Origin of the sequence: Enemella evansiae, assembly GCF_002250705.1 — a bacterium.
Lineage (GTDB): Bacteria > Actinomycetota > Actinomycetes > Propionibacteriales > Propionibacteriaceae > Enemella > Enemella evansiae.
In genome coordinates this window covers 758,356-771,719 of record NZ_NMVP01000001.1, presented here as the reverse complement: position 1 = coordinate 771,719, position 13,364 = coordinate 758,356, and the positions used below count along the sequence as shown (strand labels likewise).

14 protein-coding genes are annotated in these 13,364 nt (G+C 70.4%); 9 read left to right on the top strand and 5 right to left on the bottom strand.

All coding sequences use genetic code 11. The annotated features are described in order from the left end of the window. Window positions 1-73 precede the first annotated feature (73 nt). Window positions 74-1,456, top strand: coding sequence for a replication-associated recombination protein A (locus BI335_RS03720; protein WP_094429684.1), 1,383 nt, complete (start codon window positions 74-76; stop codon window positions 1,454-1,456). A gap of 24 nt (window positions 1,457-1,480) precedes the next feature. Here the strand turns inward: BI335_RS03720 and BI335_RS03715 are convergent, their stop codons facing one another. The 3 genes from BI335_RS03715 to BI335_RS22355 are packed head-to-tail and all read right to left on the bottom strand — an operon-like array spanning window position 1,481 to window position 2,786. Beyond that, entirely contained in the window at window positions 1,481-1,759 is a 279-nt protein-coding gene (locus BI335_RS03715; RefSeq protein ID WP_094429683.1) for a hypothetical protein, read from the bottom strand. A gap of 32 nt (window positions 1,760-1,791) precedes the next feature. After that, complete coding sequence (locus BI335_RS03710) at window positions 1,792-2,406, bottom strand: M23 family metallopeptidase (RefSeq protein WP_094429682.1); 615 nt, start codon at window positions 2,404-2,406, stop codon at window positions 1,792-1,794. A gap of 14 nt (window positions 2,407-2,420) precedes the next feature. Then, window positions 2,421-2,786: a hypothetical protein gene (locus BI335_RS22355; RefSeq protein WP_324252817.1), complete on the bottom strand. Its 366-nt coding sequence runs from the start codon at window positions 2,784-2,786 to the stop codon at window positions 2,421-2,423. A 109-nt stretch (window positions 2,787-2,895) separates the two neighbouring features. Between BI335_RS22355 and BI335_RS03700 the strand changes: the two genes are divergently transcribed. From BI335_RS03700 to BI335_RS03680, 5 genes are all read left to right on the top strand, one after another. Next, the gene (locus tag BI335_RS03700; RefSeq protein ID WP_094358701.1) at window positions 2,896-3,174 is read left to right on the top strand and encodes a hypothetical protein; all 279 of its coding nucleotides are present in this window, start codon (window positions 2,896-2,898) and stop codon (window positions 3,172-3,174) included. A 205-nt stretch (window positions 3,175-3,379) separates the two neighbouring features. After that, entirely contained in the window at window positions 3,380-6,070 is a 2,691-nt protein-coding gene (gene alaS / locus BI335_RS03695) for an alanine--tRNA ligase (RefSeq protein WP_094429681.1), read from the top strand. Next, window positions 6,067-6,543, top strand: a complete 477-nt coding sequence (gene ruvX, locus BI335_RS03690) for a Holliday junction resolvase RuvX (protein WP_094425511.1) — start codon at window positions 6,067-6,069, stop codon at window positions 6,541-6,543. Before alaS ends, ruvX begins: the two co-directional genes overlap by 4 nt. Continuing rightward, a complete protein-coding gene (mltG, locus tag BI335_RS03685; protein ID WP_144009063.1) occupies window positions 6,540-7,658 on the top strand; it encodes an endolytic transglycosylase MltG in 1,119 nt (372 codons plus the stop codon). The genes ruvX and mltG overlap by 4 nt, the downstream gene beginning before the upstream one ends. Next, window positions 7,655-8,497 carry a shikimate dehydrogenase gene (locus tag BI335_RS03680; protein WP_094429735.1) on the top strand — a complete coding sequence of 281 codons (843 nt, stop codon included), beginning with the start codon at window positions 7,655-7,657 and terminating at the stop codon, window positions 8,495-8,497. The genes mltG and BI335_RS03680 overlap by 4 nt, the downstream gene beginning before the upstream one ends. On the opposite strand, the gene BI335_RS03675 is transcribed toward BI335_RS03680, so the two are convergent. Beyond that, window positions 8,484-9,641, bottom strand: coding sequence for an MFS transporter (locus BI335_RS03675; protein WP_144009062.1), 1,158 nt, complete (start codon window positions 9,639-9,641; stop codon window positions 8,484-8,486). The two genes, BI335_RS03680 and BI335_RS03675, sit on opposite strands and share 14 nt — an antisense overlap. A gap of 140 nt (window positions 9,642-9,781) precedes the next feature. On the opposite strand from BI335_RS03675, the gene aroC reads away from it, so the two are divergent. The 3 genes from aroC to aroB are packed head-to-tail and all read left to right on the top strand — an operon-like array spanning window position 9,782 to window position 12,611. Next, entirely contained in the window at window positions 9,782-10,978 is a 1,197-nt protein-coding gene (gene aroC, locus BI335_RS03670) for a chorismate synthase (protein ID WP_094429678.1), read from the top strand. Between the two features lie 44 nt (window positions 10,979-11,022). Beyond that, window positions 11,023-11,529, top strand: coding sequence for a shikimate kinase (locus tag BI335_RS03665; protein ID WP_229119419.1), 507 nt, complete (start codon window positions 11,023-11,025; stop codon window positions 11,527-11,529). Continuing rightward, entirely contained in the window at window positions 11,526-12,611 is a 1,086-nt protein-coding gene (aroB, locus tag BI335_RS03660; RefSeq protein WP_094429677.1) for a 3-dehydroquinate synthase, read from the top strand. The genes BI335_RS03665 and aroB overlap by 4 nt, the downstream gene beginning before the upstream one ends. Here aroB and BI335_RS03655 read toward each other — a convergent pair. Next, the gene (locus BI335_RS03655; protein WP_094429676.1) at window positions 12,586-13,320 is read right to left on the bottom strand and encodes an SDR family NAD(P)-dependent oxidoreductase; all 735 of its coding nucleotides are present in this window, start codon (window positions 13,318-13,320) and stop codon (window positions 12,586-12,588) included. The two genes, aroB and BI335_RS03655, sit on opposite strands and share 26 nt — an antisense overlap. Between the last annotated feature and the right edge of the window lie 44 nt (window positions 13,321-13,364).

The following is a 13,364-nucleotide window of genomic DNA, read 5'->3' as shown; positions in this document are numbered from 1 at the left end:
AGCGTGTCGAGATGACCTCGATCCGAGGAGCGTGGGGGCGCCTGCTGTCGGTGCCTGGCGGTAGGCTCGTCGGGTGACAGAGGATCTCTTCGGGAACGTCAGCGAGCCCAAGGCGGCGAGCGGGACGACGGGCGGCAGCCTGAGCGGGACCGACCATGCCGGGGCGCCGCTGGCGGTGCGGCTGCGGCCGCGGACCGTTGATGAGATCGTCGGCCAGCAACACCTGCTGGGCAAGGGATCCCCGCTGCGGCGGTTGGCCGGTGGGCAGGCCGCGATGAGCGTTTTCCTGTGGGGGCCTCCCGGGGTCGGCAAGACCACCATCGCCTCGGTGGTGTCGCGTTCCAACGACGCCAAATTCGTCGAGATCTCCGCGGTCACCGCCGGAGTCAAGGACGTCCGCCAGGTCCTCGACACCGCGCGCCGCGACCTGGCCCGCGGGCAGCGCACGGTGCTCTTCGTCGACGAGGTGCACCGCTTCTCCAAGGCCCAGCAGGATGTGCTGCTGCCGGCGGTGGAGAACCGGATCGTCACCCTGATCGCTGCCACCACGGAGAATCCGAGCTTCTCGGTGATCTCTCCGCTGCTGTCCCGGTCGCTGCTGCTCACCCTGAAACCGCTCACCGAAGACGACATCAACACCCTCATCGACCGCGCACTGGATGACGAGCGCGGCCTGCGCACCAGCGCGGGGGAGGCGTACACCCTCACCCAGGACGCCCGGGACGCGGTGATCCGGATGGCCGGCGGCGACGCCCGCCGGGTGCTCACCTTCCTCGAGGAGGCCGCCGCCGGCGCCGAGGCCGCGGGCGGCACCGAGATCGACCTGGACAGCGTCGAGCGCGCGGTGGACAAGGCCGCGGTCCGCTACGACAAGGACGGCGACCAGCACTACGACGTCATCTCGGCCTTCATCAAATCCATGCGGGGTTCGGATGTGGACGCCTCGCTGCACTACTTGGCGCGGATGATCGCGGCGGGGGAGGACCCGCGGTTCATCGCCCGCCGGCTGGTGATCCTCGCCAGCGAGGACATCGGGATGGCCGATTCCAGCGTGCTGCAGACCTGCATCGCCGCCGCCCAGGCGGTCCAGTTGATCGGGATGCCGGAGGCCCGGATCAACCTCGGCCATGCGGTGGTCGCCTGCGCGATGGCGCCGAAGTCGAATGCGGCGTACATGGGTCTCAACAAGGCCACCGCCGATGTCGAGGCCGGCCGGATCGGGCTGGTACCGATGCACCTGCGCGATGCGCACTATGCCGGCGCGAAGGGCCTCGGCCACGGCAAGGGTTACCAGTACGCCCACGACCACGACCGCGGGGTCGCCAAGCAGCAGTACCTGCCCGACGAACTCGTCGACGCCCGCTACTACAAACCCACCGACCACGGCCACGAGGCCACCATGCGGCAGCGGCTGGAGATCATCAACGAGCTGCTGGGCAAGGATTCCGGCGACTGACCCGGATCGGTTCGCTGCGATCGGTCAGGCGACGAACCCGTCGAACTCGGCGACGGTCTCACCGTTGGCGGAGATCCGCACGGTCGTCGGACCGAACGTTCCCTGGGCCACCTCGGCCGATACCGGGGTCCCGGTGGACAGGGTGCCGGTCAGCGTGATCGGCGAGCTGTCGGCCTTCTTCTCATCGAGCACCTCGTCGGCCTCGAACAGGGTCCAGTTCGAGTGCACCGGGCCGGTCTTGCCAACCACTCGTACCGGGCGACCGTCGACCGTGGCGTTCTGCTTGTCTTCAAAGAGTCCCATGATGAGACGGTAGTCACGGGAGGGTTCAGTCCTCAGGCCCGCACGAACTCGCCGTTGCGGGGGAGTCCACCACCGATCGTGATCGATACCGCCTGGGCGCGTGCGATCTCCGCGGTCGAGATCGCCTGCAGGTGCAGATGCGGTTCGGTGCTGTTGCCGGAGTTCCCGCAACGCCCGGCCGGCTCGCCGGCGGTCACCAGATCACCGACGGCGACCGAGATGCTGTCGCGCTGCAGGTGGCAGAGCGCGATCACCGGCCCGCGGTCGGTCTGGATGAACACGTGATTCCCGGCCAGCGCGAGCCAGCCCGCGGCCGCGCGCCGACCCTGGCTCAGGGCGTACCCCACCGACGGGAGACCGCGGTGCGCCGGGTGGTCGGGTTCGCTGCCATGGGTGGCGACGACGGTCCCGGCGATCGGTGCCAGGATCGGTCGGCCAAAACCGGGAAAGTGGTCGGGCGACTCCGGGCGCAGCAGTGAGCTCAGCCCGAACCGGGCCGTGCGACCGTGCTCGTCGACTGGGACGAAGTCGATCGCATACGCCGTCGCGAAGCGGGTGGTGCCATGACTCGGTACCCGGTTCGCTGGGCTGTTCTGCACCAGCCAGCGGCCTTCGAAGGGGTACGCCAGGTCGAGCGCGGTGGACATCGGGCGCCTCCAGGTCAGCGGATATGGCGTACGCCGACGGCGAGCCGGCGGAACTGGTAGGCGATCGGCGAGAGACAGGGGCGGGAGAGGTGCAACCCGGCATCGGCGGCGATCCACTCCACCACCTCATCGGTGCTGCGGTTGTCGGTCTCGACGACCCCTGCACGCCACTGCGGCAGGTCCTGGAAATCGGGTTGGCACTCGGGTGGCAGGGCGCGGCGCAGCGCGAAGCCGATCAGTTCTGGATCGGCGACGTGGGCATCGGGGAGTCGGCGGTGCAGTTCGAAGGCGGTGTGGGTCTTCCCGGCGCCGAAGGCACCGTTGATCCAGATCAGCACGTGCTCCACGATACGGATGACCCGGCCGACGAAAATGACCATGGAAAATTCGGCCCTTCATCTGAAGTATTCAAATATAAGTACGAATATTCCATGATCATTAGCAAGGCCCGGTCCGATCGCCCCGCGGCGGCTCGTTAGGCTGGCTGCCATGTTCCGGTTCCTGCGTCGATTCTCCTGGTTCCTCTTCGGCTTCGTCACCGGTGCGTGGTTCGTGGCGCGCGGCAAGGAGAAGGCCAAGGAGTACGCCAACCAGGCGCCCAAGGCGGTGGCCAAGCAGCTCGGCCGCGAACTCGTCGACACCACGGTCAGGGTGAGCACCAAGGTCGGCGATGTCGCCGGTGCGGTCAAGGAGGGCGCCGACGAGCGGCGCGAGGAACTGCGCAAGGCCGAGTACACGCCAACGGATCACCCGTCGACCCGGCCCTGAGGCTCGGGCGGTTCGGGTGGGTTCATCTCGACACGCCGTGCCCTGCCTTGCTTCGCTTCGGCAGCGCACGGCTACTCGATGAACGTGGGGCGTCGGGGTGCCTTGCTGCGCTGCGGCACCCCGGGGCTACTCGATGAACATAGATGGTGTGCCCCGCTAGACTGGGTGGTTGCGTCCCACATCCAGCACGAGAACAGGGCAACCCATGAAGACTGCCGACATCCGGCGCCGCTTCCTCGACTTCTTCGCCAAGCGCGGGCACGAGGTCGTGCCGTCGGCTCCGCTGCTGCACAACGACCCCACGTTGCTGTTCGTGAATGCCGGCATGGTGCCCTTCAAGCCCTACTTCACCGGGCAGGAGGAGGCGCCCTGGGATCGCGCCACCAGCGTGCAGAAGTGTGTCCGCACCCTCGACATCGAGGAGGTCGGCAAGACCACCCGGCACGGCACCTTCTTCCAGATGAACGGCAACTTCTCCTTCGGCGACTACTTCAAGGCCGATGCGATCTCCTACGCCTGGGAACTCGTCACCAGCGAACAGCACAACGGCGGACTCGGCTTCGACCCGGACAAGGTCTGGGTGACCGTGCTCGGCCCCGGGTTCCACCCCGACTTCCCCGACGGCGACACCAAGGCCGTCAAGCTGTGGAAGAAGGTCGGCGTACCCGAGCACCGGATCCAGCCGCGCAACCTCAAGGACAACTACTGGAACATGGGCGTACCCGGCCCGGGCGGCCCGTGCTCGGAGATCTACATCGACCGCGGCGCCGAATACGGGCCCGACGGCGGCCCGGAGGCCGATGAGGACCGGTTCCTGGAGATCTGGAACCTGGTGTTCATGCAGCAGGAGCTGTCCGCGGTCCGCGCCAAGGATGACTTCACCGTCGCCGGCGACCTGCCGGCCAAGAACATCGACACCGGGATGGGCCTGGAGCGCGTCGCCTACCTGCTGCAGGGCGTCGACAACCTCTATGAGATCGACGAGGTCTACCCGGTCATCGAGCGCGCCTCCGAACTGTCCGGGAAGCGCTACGGTGCCGACGCCGAGGACGATGTGCGGCTGCGGGTGGTCGCCGACCACGTGCGCTCCGGGTTGATGCTGATGACCGACGGCGTCACCCCCGGCAACGAGGCCCGCGGCTATGTGCTGCGCCGGCTGCTGCGCCGCAGCGTCCGCTCGATGCGGCTGCTCGGGGTCAATGAGCCCGTGCTGCCGCAGCTGCTGCCGGTCAGCAAGGACCTGATGAGCGACTCCTACCCCGAGATCATCGACAACTGGGAGCGCGTCTCCACCGTCGCGTACGCCGAGGAGGAGGCCTTCCGCCGGACCCTCGCCGACGGCACCCGGATCTTCGACCTGGCCGTCGCCGACACCCGCAACCAGGGCCAGCAGACGCTCTCCGGTGACCGGGCCTTCCAGCTGCACGACACCTACGGCTTCCCGATCGACCTGACCCTGGAGATGGCCGAGGAGCAGGGCCTGCAGGTGGACCGCGACAGCTTCACCACGCTGATGCAGGAGCAGCGCGACCGCGCCAAGGCCGATGCGCGCGCCAAGAAGGGCGGCACGACCAGCTCCGAGGCGTACAAGTCGCTGCGCCACCTGGGTGAGACCCGCTTCCACGGCTACCACGAGCTGGCGCTGGAGTCGAAGGTGCTCGGCATGGTCTCCGACGGCGAGCTCGTCAACGAGGCCAAGCCCGGCGACACCGTCGAACTGGTCCTCGCCGACACCCCGTTCTATGCCGAGTCCGGTGGCCAGGACGCCGACCGCGGCACCATCGACCTCGGCCAGACCCGGCTCGACGTGCTCGACGTGCAGCGCCCGATCCAGGGCCTGGTGGTGCACAAGGTCAAGGTCGCCGGCGGTGAGGTGCGCACCGGTGACCAGGCCCTGGCGAGCGTCGACGCCTTCCACCGGATGGGTGCCTGCCAGGCGCATTCGGCGACCCACATCGTGCACGCGGTGCTGCGCGAGACCCTCGGCCCGACCGCGGTGCAGGCCGGCTCCTACAACAAGCCGGGCTACCTGCGCTTCGACTTCAACGCCAGCTCCGGGCTGACCCAGGCCCAGCGCGAGCACATCGAGGGCCGCAGCAACGAGGCGATCCGCGACGACCTCGGCGTCACCCAGACCGAGCTGCCGCTGGCCGAGGCCAAGGCGCTCGGCGCGATGGCGATGTTCGGCGAGAAGTATCCCGAGATGGTGCGGATGGTCGAGATGGGCGGCGCCTGGTCGCGCGAGCTCTGCGGCGGCACCCACGTCCAGCACTCCTCGCAGATCGGCCTGCTCAGCCTGCTCGGGGAGTCCTCGGTGGGCTCGGGGGTACGCCGGGTCGAAGCGCTGGTCTCCACCGACGCCTTCCAGCACCTGGCCGCCGAGCGGGCCCTGGTCAACAACCTGACCTCGATGCTCAAGGTCCAGCCGGATCAGCTCAACGATCGGGTGGAGAAGCTGCTCGCCCAGCTCAAGGACGCCGAACGCCAGATCCAGGCGTACCGCTCCGCCGAGGTGATGGGCAATGCGAAGGGTCTGGCCGACGCCGCCAAGGACGTCTACGGGCTGGCCTTCGTCGGCAAGCACGTCGAGGGTGTCAGCGGCGGCGACCTGCGCAACCTGGCGGTCGAGGTACGCGGACGGCTCGGCGACCGTGCCGGTCTGGTCGCGCTCGCCGGCGGTACGCCGGACAAGCCGGCCCTGGTCGTCGCGACCACCGCGGCCGGCCGGGAGCGTGGGCTCAAGGCCGGTGAGCTGGTCCGCCTCGGTACCGCCGAACTCGGTGGCAAGGGTGGCGGCAAGGACGACCTGGCCCAGGGCGGCGGCTCCGATGCGAGCCGCATCCCGCAGGCCCTGGAGGCGATCGAGCACGCCGTGGGCCGGGTCGCCACCCGGTGAGAACCGGCGTACGGCTGGCGCTCGACTGGGGGGACGCCCGGATCGGGGTGGCGGCCTGCGATGGGGCCGGCACGTTGGCGTACCCGGTCGAAACCGTGCCCGGGAACAAGCAGAGCCTGGACCGGATCGCCGCGCTGGTCGCCGAGTACGAGCCCTTCGAGGTGGTCGTCGGACTGCCCCGGTCGCTGTCCGGGAGCGAGGGCCCGGCCGCGGCGAAGATCCGCCAACACGCGCTCGCGCTCGCCGGGCGGCTTTCGGGCGTTCAGGTACGCTTGCTCGACGAACGGCTGACCACCGTCACCGCCGCGCGTACGCTGTCGCAGCGGGGGCGGAAGGCCAAGCAGCAGCGGGCAGTGATCGACCAGGTCGCCGCGGTGACGATCCTCGAGCAGGCGCTGGAGGCGGAACGGCGGACCGGCCGCCCGCCCGGCGAGTTGCTGGCCGAGACGAGCGAACGAGGAGACGAGGCTTGAGCAGTCTGATGGATCCGGAGCACCAGCGCCGGAACTGGAGCGAGGTGGCCCGGCACGCCAAGAGCGCGTTCGCCGTGCTCCTCTCCCTGGCCGTCCTGGTCGGCGGGGGACTGTTCGCCTACAACAAGGTCTCCGGGGTGGTGACCAGCGCCTTCGCCGTCGAGGACTACCCGGGACCGGGCAATGCCGATGTGTCGATCGAGATCCCGCAGGGGTCCACGGTCGACGAGATCGGCTCGATCCTCAAGGACAACGAGGTGATCGCCTCCACCGACGCCTTCGACAAGGCCAAGGTCGAGTTCCCCAACATCCAGCAGCTGCAGGCCGGCAGCTACGCGCTGAAGACCCACATGCGGGCCCGCGACGCCATCCAGGCGATGCTGGACGCCGGCGTCAAGGGCGGCAAGAAGTTCCTGATCCGCGAGGGGCTGCGGATCGGTGAGCAGGTGAGCGAACTGTCCCGGCAGACCGACATCCCCGAGGAGAAGTACCGCGAGGCGCTGGCCAAGCCCGACCAGTACGGGCTGAGCCCGTGGGCCAACGGCAACCCCGAGGGCTTCCTGTTCCCCGACACCTATGAGATGTCCGGCAACGATCCGAACGCCGCGCTCAAGCAGATGACCGCGAACTTCAACCGCAAGGCCGGTGAGGTGCAGCTGGAGAGCAAGGCCAAGCAGCTCAACCGTAGCCCGCGCGATGTGGTCATCGTCGCCTCCATCATCGAGGCCGAGGTACGCCGCCCCGAGGACCGCGCGAAGGTCGCCCGGGTGCTCTACAACCGGCTCGACTCGGGGATGAAGCTGCAGCTCGACACCACCGTCGAATACGCCAACAACAAGCCCCGCGGTGCCGGTGCGACGACCAGCGACGAGGAACGCGCCAACCCCTCGCCCTACAACACCTATGTGGTGCCCGGCCTGCCGGCCGGCCCGATCGGCGCCCCCGGCAAGCAGGCCCTGGAGGCCGCCGCCAACCCGGTACCGGGCAACTGGAAGTTCTTCGTCGCGGTCAACCTGGACACCGGTGAGACCCTGTTCGCCGACGACTTCAACGGCCACCAGGCGAATGTGAAGAAGTTCCAGGACTGGTGTCAGGCGAACCCCGGCAAGTGCTGAGTGCGGGGCCGGCCCGGCCCACAGGCTCGGCCGGCTCGAGGAGACAGTGCGCCGTGGTCGGTCATCCGGTGCGGCACTCGCTGTCCCCGGCGATCCACCGGGCGGCGTACGCCCGGCTCGGGCTGGACTGGGACTACCAGCGCCACGACATCGCGCCCGGCGGGCTGCCGAAGTTCGTGGCCGGGCTGGATGCCAGCTGGCGCGGGCTGAGCGTCACCATGCCGCACAAGGAGGACGCCGCCCGGCTCGGTGTCGGCGACGAACCGGTCGCCCTCACCGGGGTCGCGAACACGCTGATCTTCGACGAGGGCGCGATCGCGGCCCGCAACACCGATGTGGCCGGTTTCCGGATCGCGCTCGCCGCCCACGGCATCGACCAGGTGCCCACCGCGGTGATCATCGGCAACGGCGCGACCGCCCGCTCCGCGGTCGCCGCGCTGGCGGGCCTGGGTACGCGCGAGGTGCAGTTCGTGGTCCGCAGCGCCGAGCGGGCCCGCGGGGTGGTCCAGCTCGCCGAATCGCTCGGCCTGGCCGCGACCGTCCGCCCACCCGGAACCGAGCCGACCCCCGCCGCTCTGGTGATCTCCACCGTCCCCGCCGACGGGGTGGTCGGTGCCGCCGAGGCGCTGGCCGCAGCTGCCGAGGTGATCTTCGACAGCGTCTACGATCCGTGGCCGACCCCGCTCGCCGCCGCCGCCGAACGCGCCGGCCGGCCGGTCCTCAACGGCCTCGACCTGCTCGCCGGGCAGGCCGTCGATCAGGTGCGCTGGTTCACCGGCCGGCCGATCGACTTCGAGGTCGCCCGGAGTGCTGCCCGGGCCGGGCTCAGCGGGGATTGACCACCCAGCGCAGCCGCCAGGCCAGCAGCAGCACCAGGGCCGCGCCGATCGCCGGCAACCCGGCGTACACCAGCGCCATCCCGTGCCGACCCAGATAGAGCGGCACCCAGATCAGCGGCGCCAGGGCGGCACCGGTGAACTGGCAGGCCAGCATCACCGAGGTCGCCCCGGACCGGTTGCCCGGTACCGAGGTCACCGCCAGCTGCTGGGAGATGGTCCGGGTCCCGGTGGCGGCCGCGCCGGCCACCGCGATCGCCACGATCAGCCCCGCCAGCCAGGGTGACAGCCCGGCCGCCATCGCACCCAGCCCCATCACCACATTCAGCACCGCACCGACGACCAGGGCCTGATACCGGTCCAGCAGCGAACCCGTGGCCGCCCCGGAGGCCAGACCGGCCACCCCGAGCACCGCGACCGCCAGACCGCGCTCGGTCGGACCCAGCCCGAACCGCAGATCGGCGTGCAGTGCGGCCAGGATCACCACCCCCATCATCGTCAGATAGGACAGCGCCGCGGTGACGCAGGCGGTCGCCAGCTGCCGGTTGCCGAGCGCCCGCCACTGGGCCCAGCCGTGGGCGGTGTTCGGGGTGGCCGCATCCGGTGGCGGGGCGAGGGCCAGTCCGATCGAGACGAGGGTGATCGCGGCGAAACCGAGCCGCCAGTCGACCGCCGCGGCCAGCCCGCCGGCGAGCGGGGCCATCGCCTGCCCGGTCGCCTGCATCGACCCGAAGATGCCGAGCGAGCGACCCAGCCGGTGCGCCGGCACCAGCTCGGTGATCGCGGCCACCAGCACCGGGGTGGTGAACGCGTTGGCGGCGCCCTGCAGCACCCGGGCCGCCATGAACACCCCGAACGACGGGGCCAGCGCGCAGCCGATCGAGGCCAGCGCGAAGACCAGATAGCCGATCCGCACGGTACGCCGCCGACCCCAGTGCTCGGCCAGCGTGCCGGAGATCAGCATCAGGGCGGCGAACGGGACCAGATAGGCGGTCAGCGAGGCGGCCGCCGCGGCGATGTCGACACCGAAGGAGGCGCCGAGCTCGGGCAGCATCGTGGTCACCACCGGTGCGCCGAAGGGTCCCAGGAAGCCGCCGAGATAGATCGGCCAGATCCGTGGCCGCGATCCGGCAGCCCCGTCCACCATCGGCACCGCCTCCCCTCATCGGTTGCACCGGTTCCGCCGGTTCCACCCGGCACTGACACTCTCACGATCCGCACCGGACGCGGGGCAGCGCCGGAATCTGGGAGACTGGCATGTCGAGATCGAACACGAGGAGTGCTTGCATGTTGCGTTGGCTGACCGCCGGGGAGTCCCACGGCCCCGCCCTGGTCGCGACGATCGAGGGAATGCCGGCCCATGTCCGGATCACCTCCGCCGAGATCGCGGCGGCGCTGGCCCGGCGCCGGCTCGGTTACGGCCGCGGGGCCCGGATGAAATTCGAGGCCGATCAGGTGACGATTCTCGGTGGCGTACGCCATGGCGAGACCCTTGGTTCCCCGATCGCGATCCAGGTCGCTAACACCGAGTGGCCCAAGTGGGAGACCGTGATGGCGGCCGACCCGGTCGATGCGGCGGTGCTCGCCGAGCAGGCCCGCAACAAGCCGCTCACCCGGCCGCGGCCCGGGCACGCCGACCTGGTCGGCATGCAGAAGTACGACTGGGACGAGGCGCGGCCGATCCTGGAACGGGCCTCCGCCCGCGAGACCGCCGCCCGGGTGGCGCTCGGCCGGGTGGCGCAGAATTTCCTCGAGCAGGCATACGGGATCACCGTCTTCTCCCATGTGGTCGAGATCGGTACGGTCCGGGCACCGGCGGGGCTGCTGCCCGCATTCGCCGACCTGGAACGGATCGACGCGTCGCCGGTGCGCTGCGCCGACCCGGAGACCGAGGCCGCGATGGTCGCCGAGATCGACCAGGCGCACAAGGACGGCGACACCCTCGGTGGTGTCGTCGAGGTGCTGGTGCACGGAGCCCCGCCGGGGCTCGGCTCGCACACGATGGGGGACCGGCGCCTCGACGCCCGGCTCGCCGGCGCGCTGATGGGCATCCAGGCGATCAAGGGGGTCGAGGTCGGCGACGGGTTCGAGTTGGCCCGCAGCCGGGGTTCGGCCGCGCACGACGAGATCGTGCCGGGTGCCGATGGGATCGCCCGGGCCGGCCATCGCGCCGGCGGGACCGAGGGCGGGATGAGCACCGGTGAGCTGCTCCGGGTCCGCGCCGCGATGAAGCCGATCGCGACCGTCCCGCGGGCGCTGCGCACCGTCGACACCAGCACCGGCGAGGAGGCCGTCGCGCACCACCAGCGCTCCGACGTGATCGCCGTCCCGGCGGCCGGTGTGGTCGCCGAGGCGATGGTCGCGCTGGTGCTCGCCGACGCCTGCCTGGAGAAGTTCGGCGGCGACTCGGTGGGGGAGACGAAGCGGAACGCCGAGACGTACCTGGCCGATGTCGAGGCGCGGGGACTGGGGGTCGCTCGGTGAGCGCGGAAAGGAATCGCTCGGTGAGCGCGGAGAGGAATGGCTCGGTGAGCGCGGGAAAGAACATCGTGATGATCGGTGCGCCCGGGTCGGGCAAGTCGACCGTGGGGGTGGCGCTCGCCGCCGCCCTCGACGAGCCCTTCACCGATATCGACGCGCTGATCGAGAGCAGCGAGAACACCTCGATCCCCGACATCTTCGTGACCCGCGGTGAGGCGGCGTTCCGGGAGCTGGAGGCGGCGCACACCATCGACGCGTTGAACCGGCCCGGGGTGGTCGCGCTCGGTGGGGGTGCGATCCACAACGAGCGGATCCGGGCCGCGCTGGTCGGGCATCATGTGGTCTGGCTGGAGACCTCGGTGAGCACCGCGGTGAGCCGGATCGGATTGAACTCCTCGCGGCCGCTGCTGCTCGGCAACGTCCGCGGCACGCTGATCAAGTTGCTGGCCGAACGTACCCCGCTCTATCGCGGCGCGGCGACGATCACCGTCAGCACCGATGACCGGCAGCCCGATGAGGTCGTCGGTCTGATCCGCGCGGAGCTGGCTCGGTGATCGAGGTAGCGGCCGAGCGTCCCTATGCCGTGCAGATCGGGTACGGGGTGCTCGACGGGCTCGGGGAACTGGTTGCCGGCAGTCAGCGGGTGGCGGTGCTGTACGCCCCGGCGCTGCGTGCGCAGGCGGCCCGGTTGGCCGAGACCATCGACGCCGAGGTGTTGTCGATCGAGCTGCCGGATGCGGAGCAGGCGAAGACCGCCGAGGTGCTCGCCGACTGCTGGGACCGGCTCGCGGCGGCGGGGTTCACCCGCAGCGACGCGGTGGTCGGATTCGGCGGGGGAGCGACCACCGACCTGGCTGGGTTCGTCGCGGCGAGCTGGCTGCGCGGGGTACGCCTGGTGACCGTGCCGACCACCGTGCTCGGCATGGTCGACGCCGCGGTCGGCGGCAAGACTGGGATCAATCTGGCCGCCGGCAAGAATCTGGTCGGCGCCTTCCACGAACCCGCCGGGGTGCTCTGCGACCTGTCCCTGTTGACCAGCCTGCCGGCGGCCGATCTGCGTGCCGGGCTGGCCGAGGTGGTCAAGTGCGGTTTCATCGCCGATCCCGCAATCCTCACCCTGGTTGAGGAAGCGCCGGCCGAGGCGCTCGACCCCACCAGCGACCGATTGGCCGGACTGATCACCCGCGGCATCCGGGTGAAGGCGGAGGTGGTCTCCGGCGACCTGCGCGAGGCGACCTCGGTCGGTGCGTCGGTGGGCCGGGAGCTGCTGAACTACGGCCACACCCTCGGGCACGCCATCGAGCGCCGCGAGCAGTACCGCTGGAGGCACGGGGAGGCGATCAGCGTCGGCATGATGTACGCCGCGGCCCTCGCCCGCCGGCTCGGGCTGCTGGACGCCGCGACCGCCGAGCGGCACCGTGCGGTGCTGGAGCTGCTCGGGTTGCCGACCGCCTACGATCCGGATGCCTGGCCGGAGCTGCGGGAGGCGATGAGCCTGGACAAGAAGACCCGCGGTGCGCAGCTGCGGTTCGTGCTGCTCAATGGGTTGGCCTCCGCCGAGATCGTCGCCGGTCCCGATGAGGAGGCGCTGGCTGCGGCGTACGCCGAGGTCAGCGGCCACCCGCGACGCGGATGATGCTGCCGGTGGTGTAGGAGGCCTCCGGCGACATCAGGTAGGCCACCGCGGGCGCGATCTCCTCCGGTTCGCCGACCCGGCCGAGCGGCACGTTCGGGCCGACCCGCTCGATCCGGCCCGGGACGTGGATATCGGTGCGTACCGTGCCCGGAGCCACCGCGTTCACCCGGATGCCCTCGCCGGCGACCTCGATCGCCAGGCCGATGGTGAGCGCGTCCACCCCGGCCTTGGCGGCCGCGTAGTGCACGTATTCGTGCGCCGAACCGATGGTCGCCGCGGCGGAGGAGATGTTGACGATGCTGCCGCCCGGGCCGCCGCGCGCGGTGCTCAGCACCTGCACCGCGCGGCGGGCGCACAGGATCGCGGCGGTCAGGTTCAGCTCCAGCACCGCCCGGATCGATTCCTCGTCGGTATCGGCCAGGTCGGCACTGGTCAGCGTCGCGCCGGCATTGTTGACCAGCCCGGTCACCGGACCCAGGCGTTCGGCGGTGCCGGCGAACAGGTGGGTGATCGCCGCGCTGTCGGTGACATCGCACTGCTGGGCGTACGCCCGCCCACCGGCCGCGGTGATCTCGGCGACCACCCGCTCCGCCTCCTCGGTGGCGCTGCGATAGCAGACCGCGACGGCATGCCCGCGGCGGCCCAGCTCGCGGCTGATGCCGGCACCGATGCCGCGGGAGCCGCCGGTGACGATCGTGACCTGATCCATGGCGGGGACTCTAGCGGCCGGCCGAGGGCTTCGACCCGCTGGCG

Excerpts from the sequence above, each read along its gene's own strand:
- aroC (WP_094429678.1), top strand. The coding sequence starts at position 9,782 with ATGTTGCGTTGGCTGACCGCCGGGGAGTCCCACGGCCCCGCCCTGGTC.
- BI335_RS03655 (WP_094429676.1), bottom strand. The coding sequence starts at position 13,320 with ATGGATCAGGTCACGATCGTCACCGGCGGCTCCCGCGGCATCGGTGCC.
- alaS (WP_094429681.1), top strand. The coding sequence starts at position 3,380 with ATGAAGACTGCCGACATCCGGCGCCGCTTCCTCGACTTCTTCGCCAAG.
- BI335_RS22355 (WP_324252817.1), bottom strand. The coding sequence starts at position 2,786 with ATGGTCATTTTCGTCGGCCGGGTCATCCGTATCGTGGAGCACGTGCTG.
- BI335_RS03710 (WP_094429682.1), bottom strand. The coding sequence starts at position 2,406 with ATGTCCACCGCGCTCGACCTGGCGTACCCCTTCGAAGGCCGCTGGCTG.
- BI335_RS03700 (WP_094358701.1), top strand. The coding sequence starts at position 2,896 with ATGTTCCGGTTCCTGCGTCGATTCTCCTGGTTCCTCTTCGGCTTCGTC.
- BI335_RS03715 (WP_094429683.1), bottom strand. The coding sequence starts at position 1,759 with ATGGGACTCTTTGAAGACAAGCAGAACGCCACGGTCGACGGTCGCCCG.
- BI335_RS03675 (WP_144009062.1), bottom strand. The coding sequence starts at position 9,641 with ATGGTGGACGGGGCTGCCGGATCGCGGCCACGGATCTGGCCGATCTAT.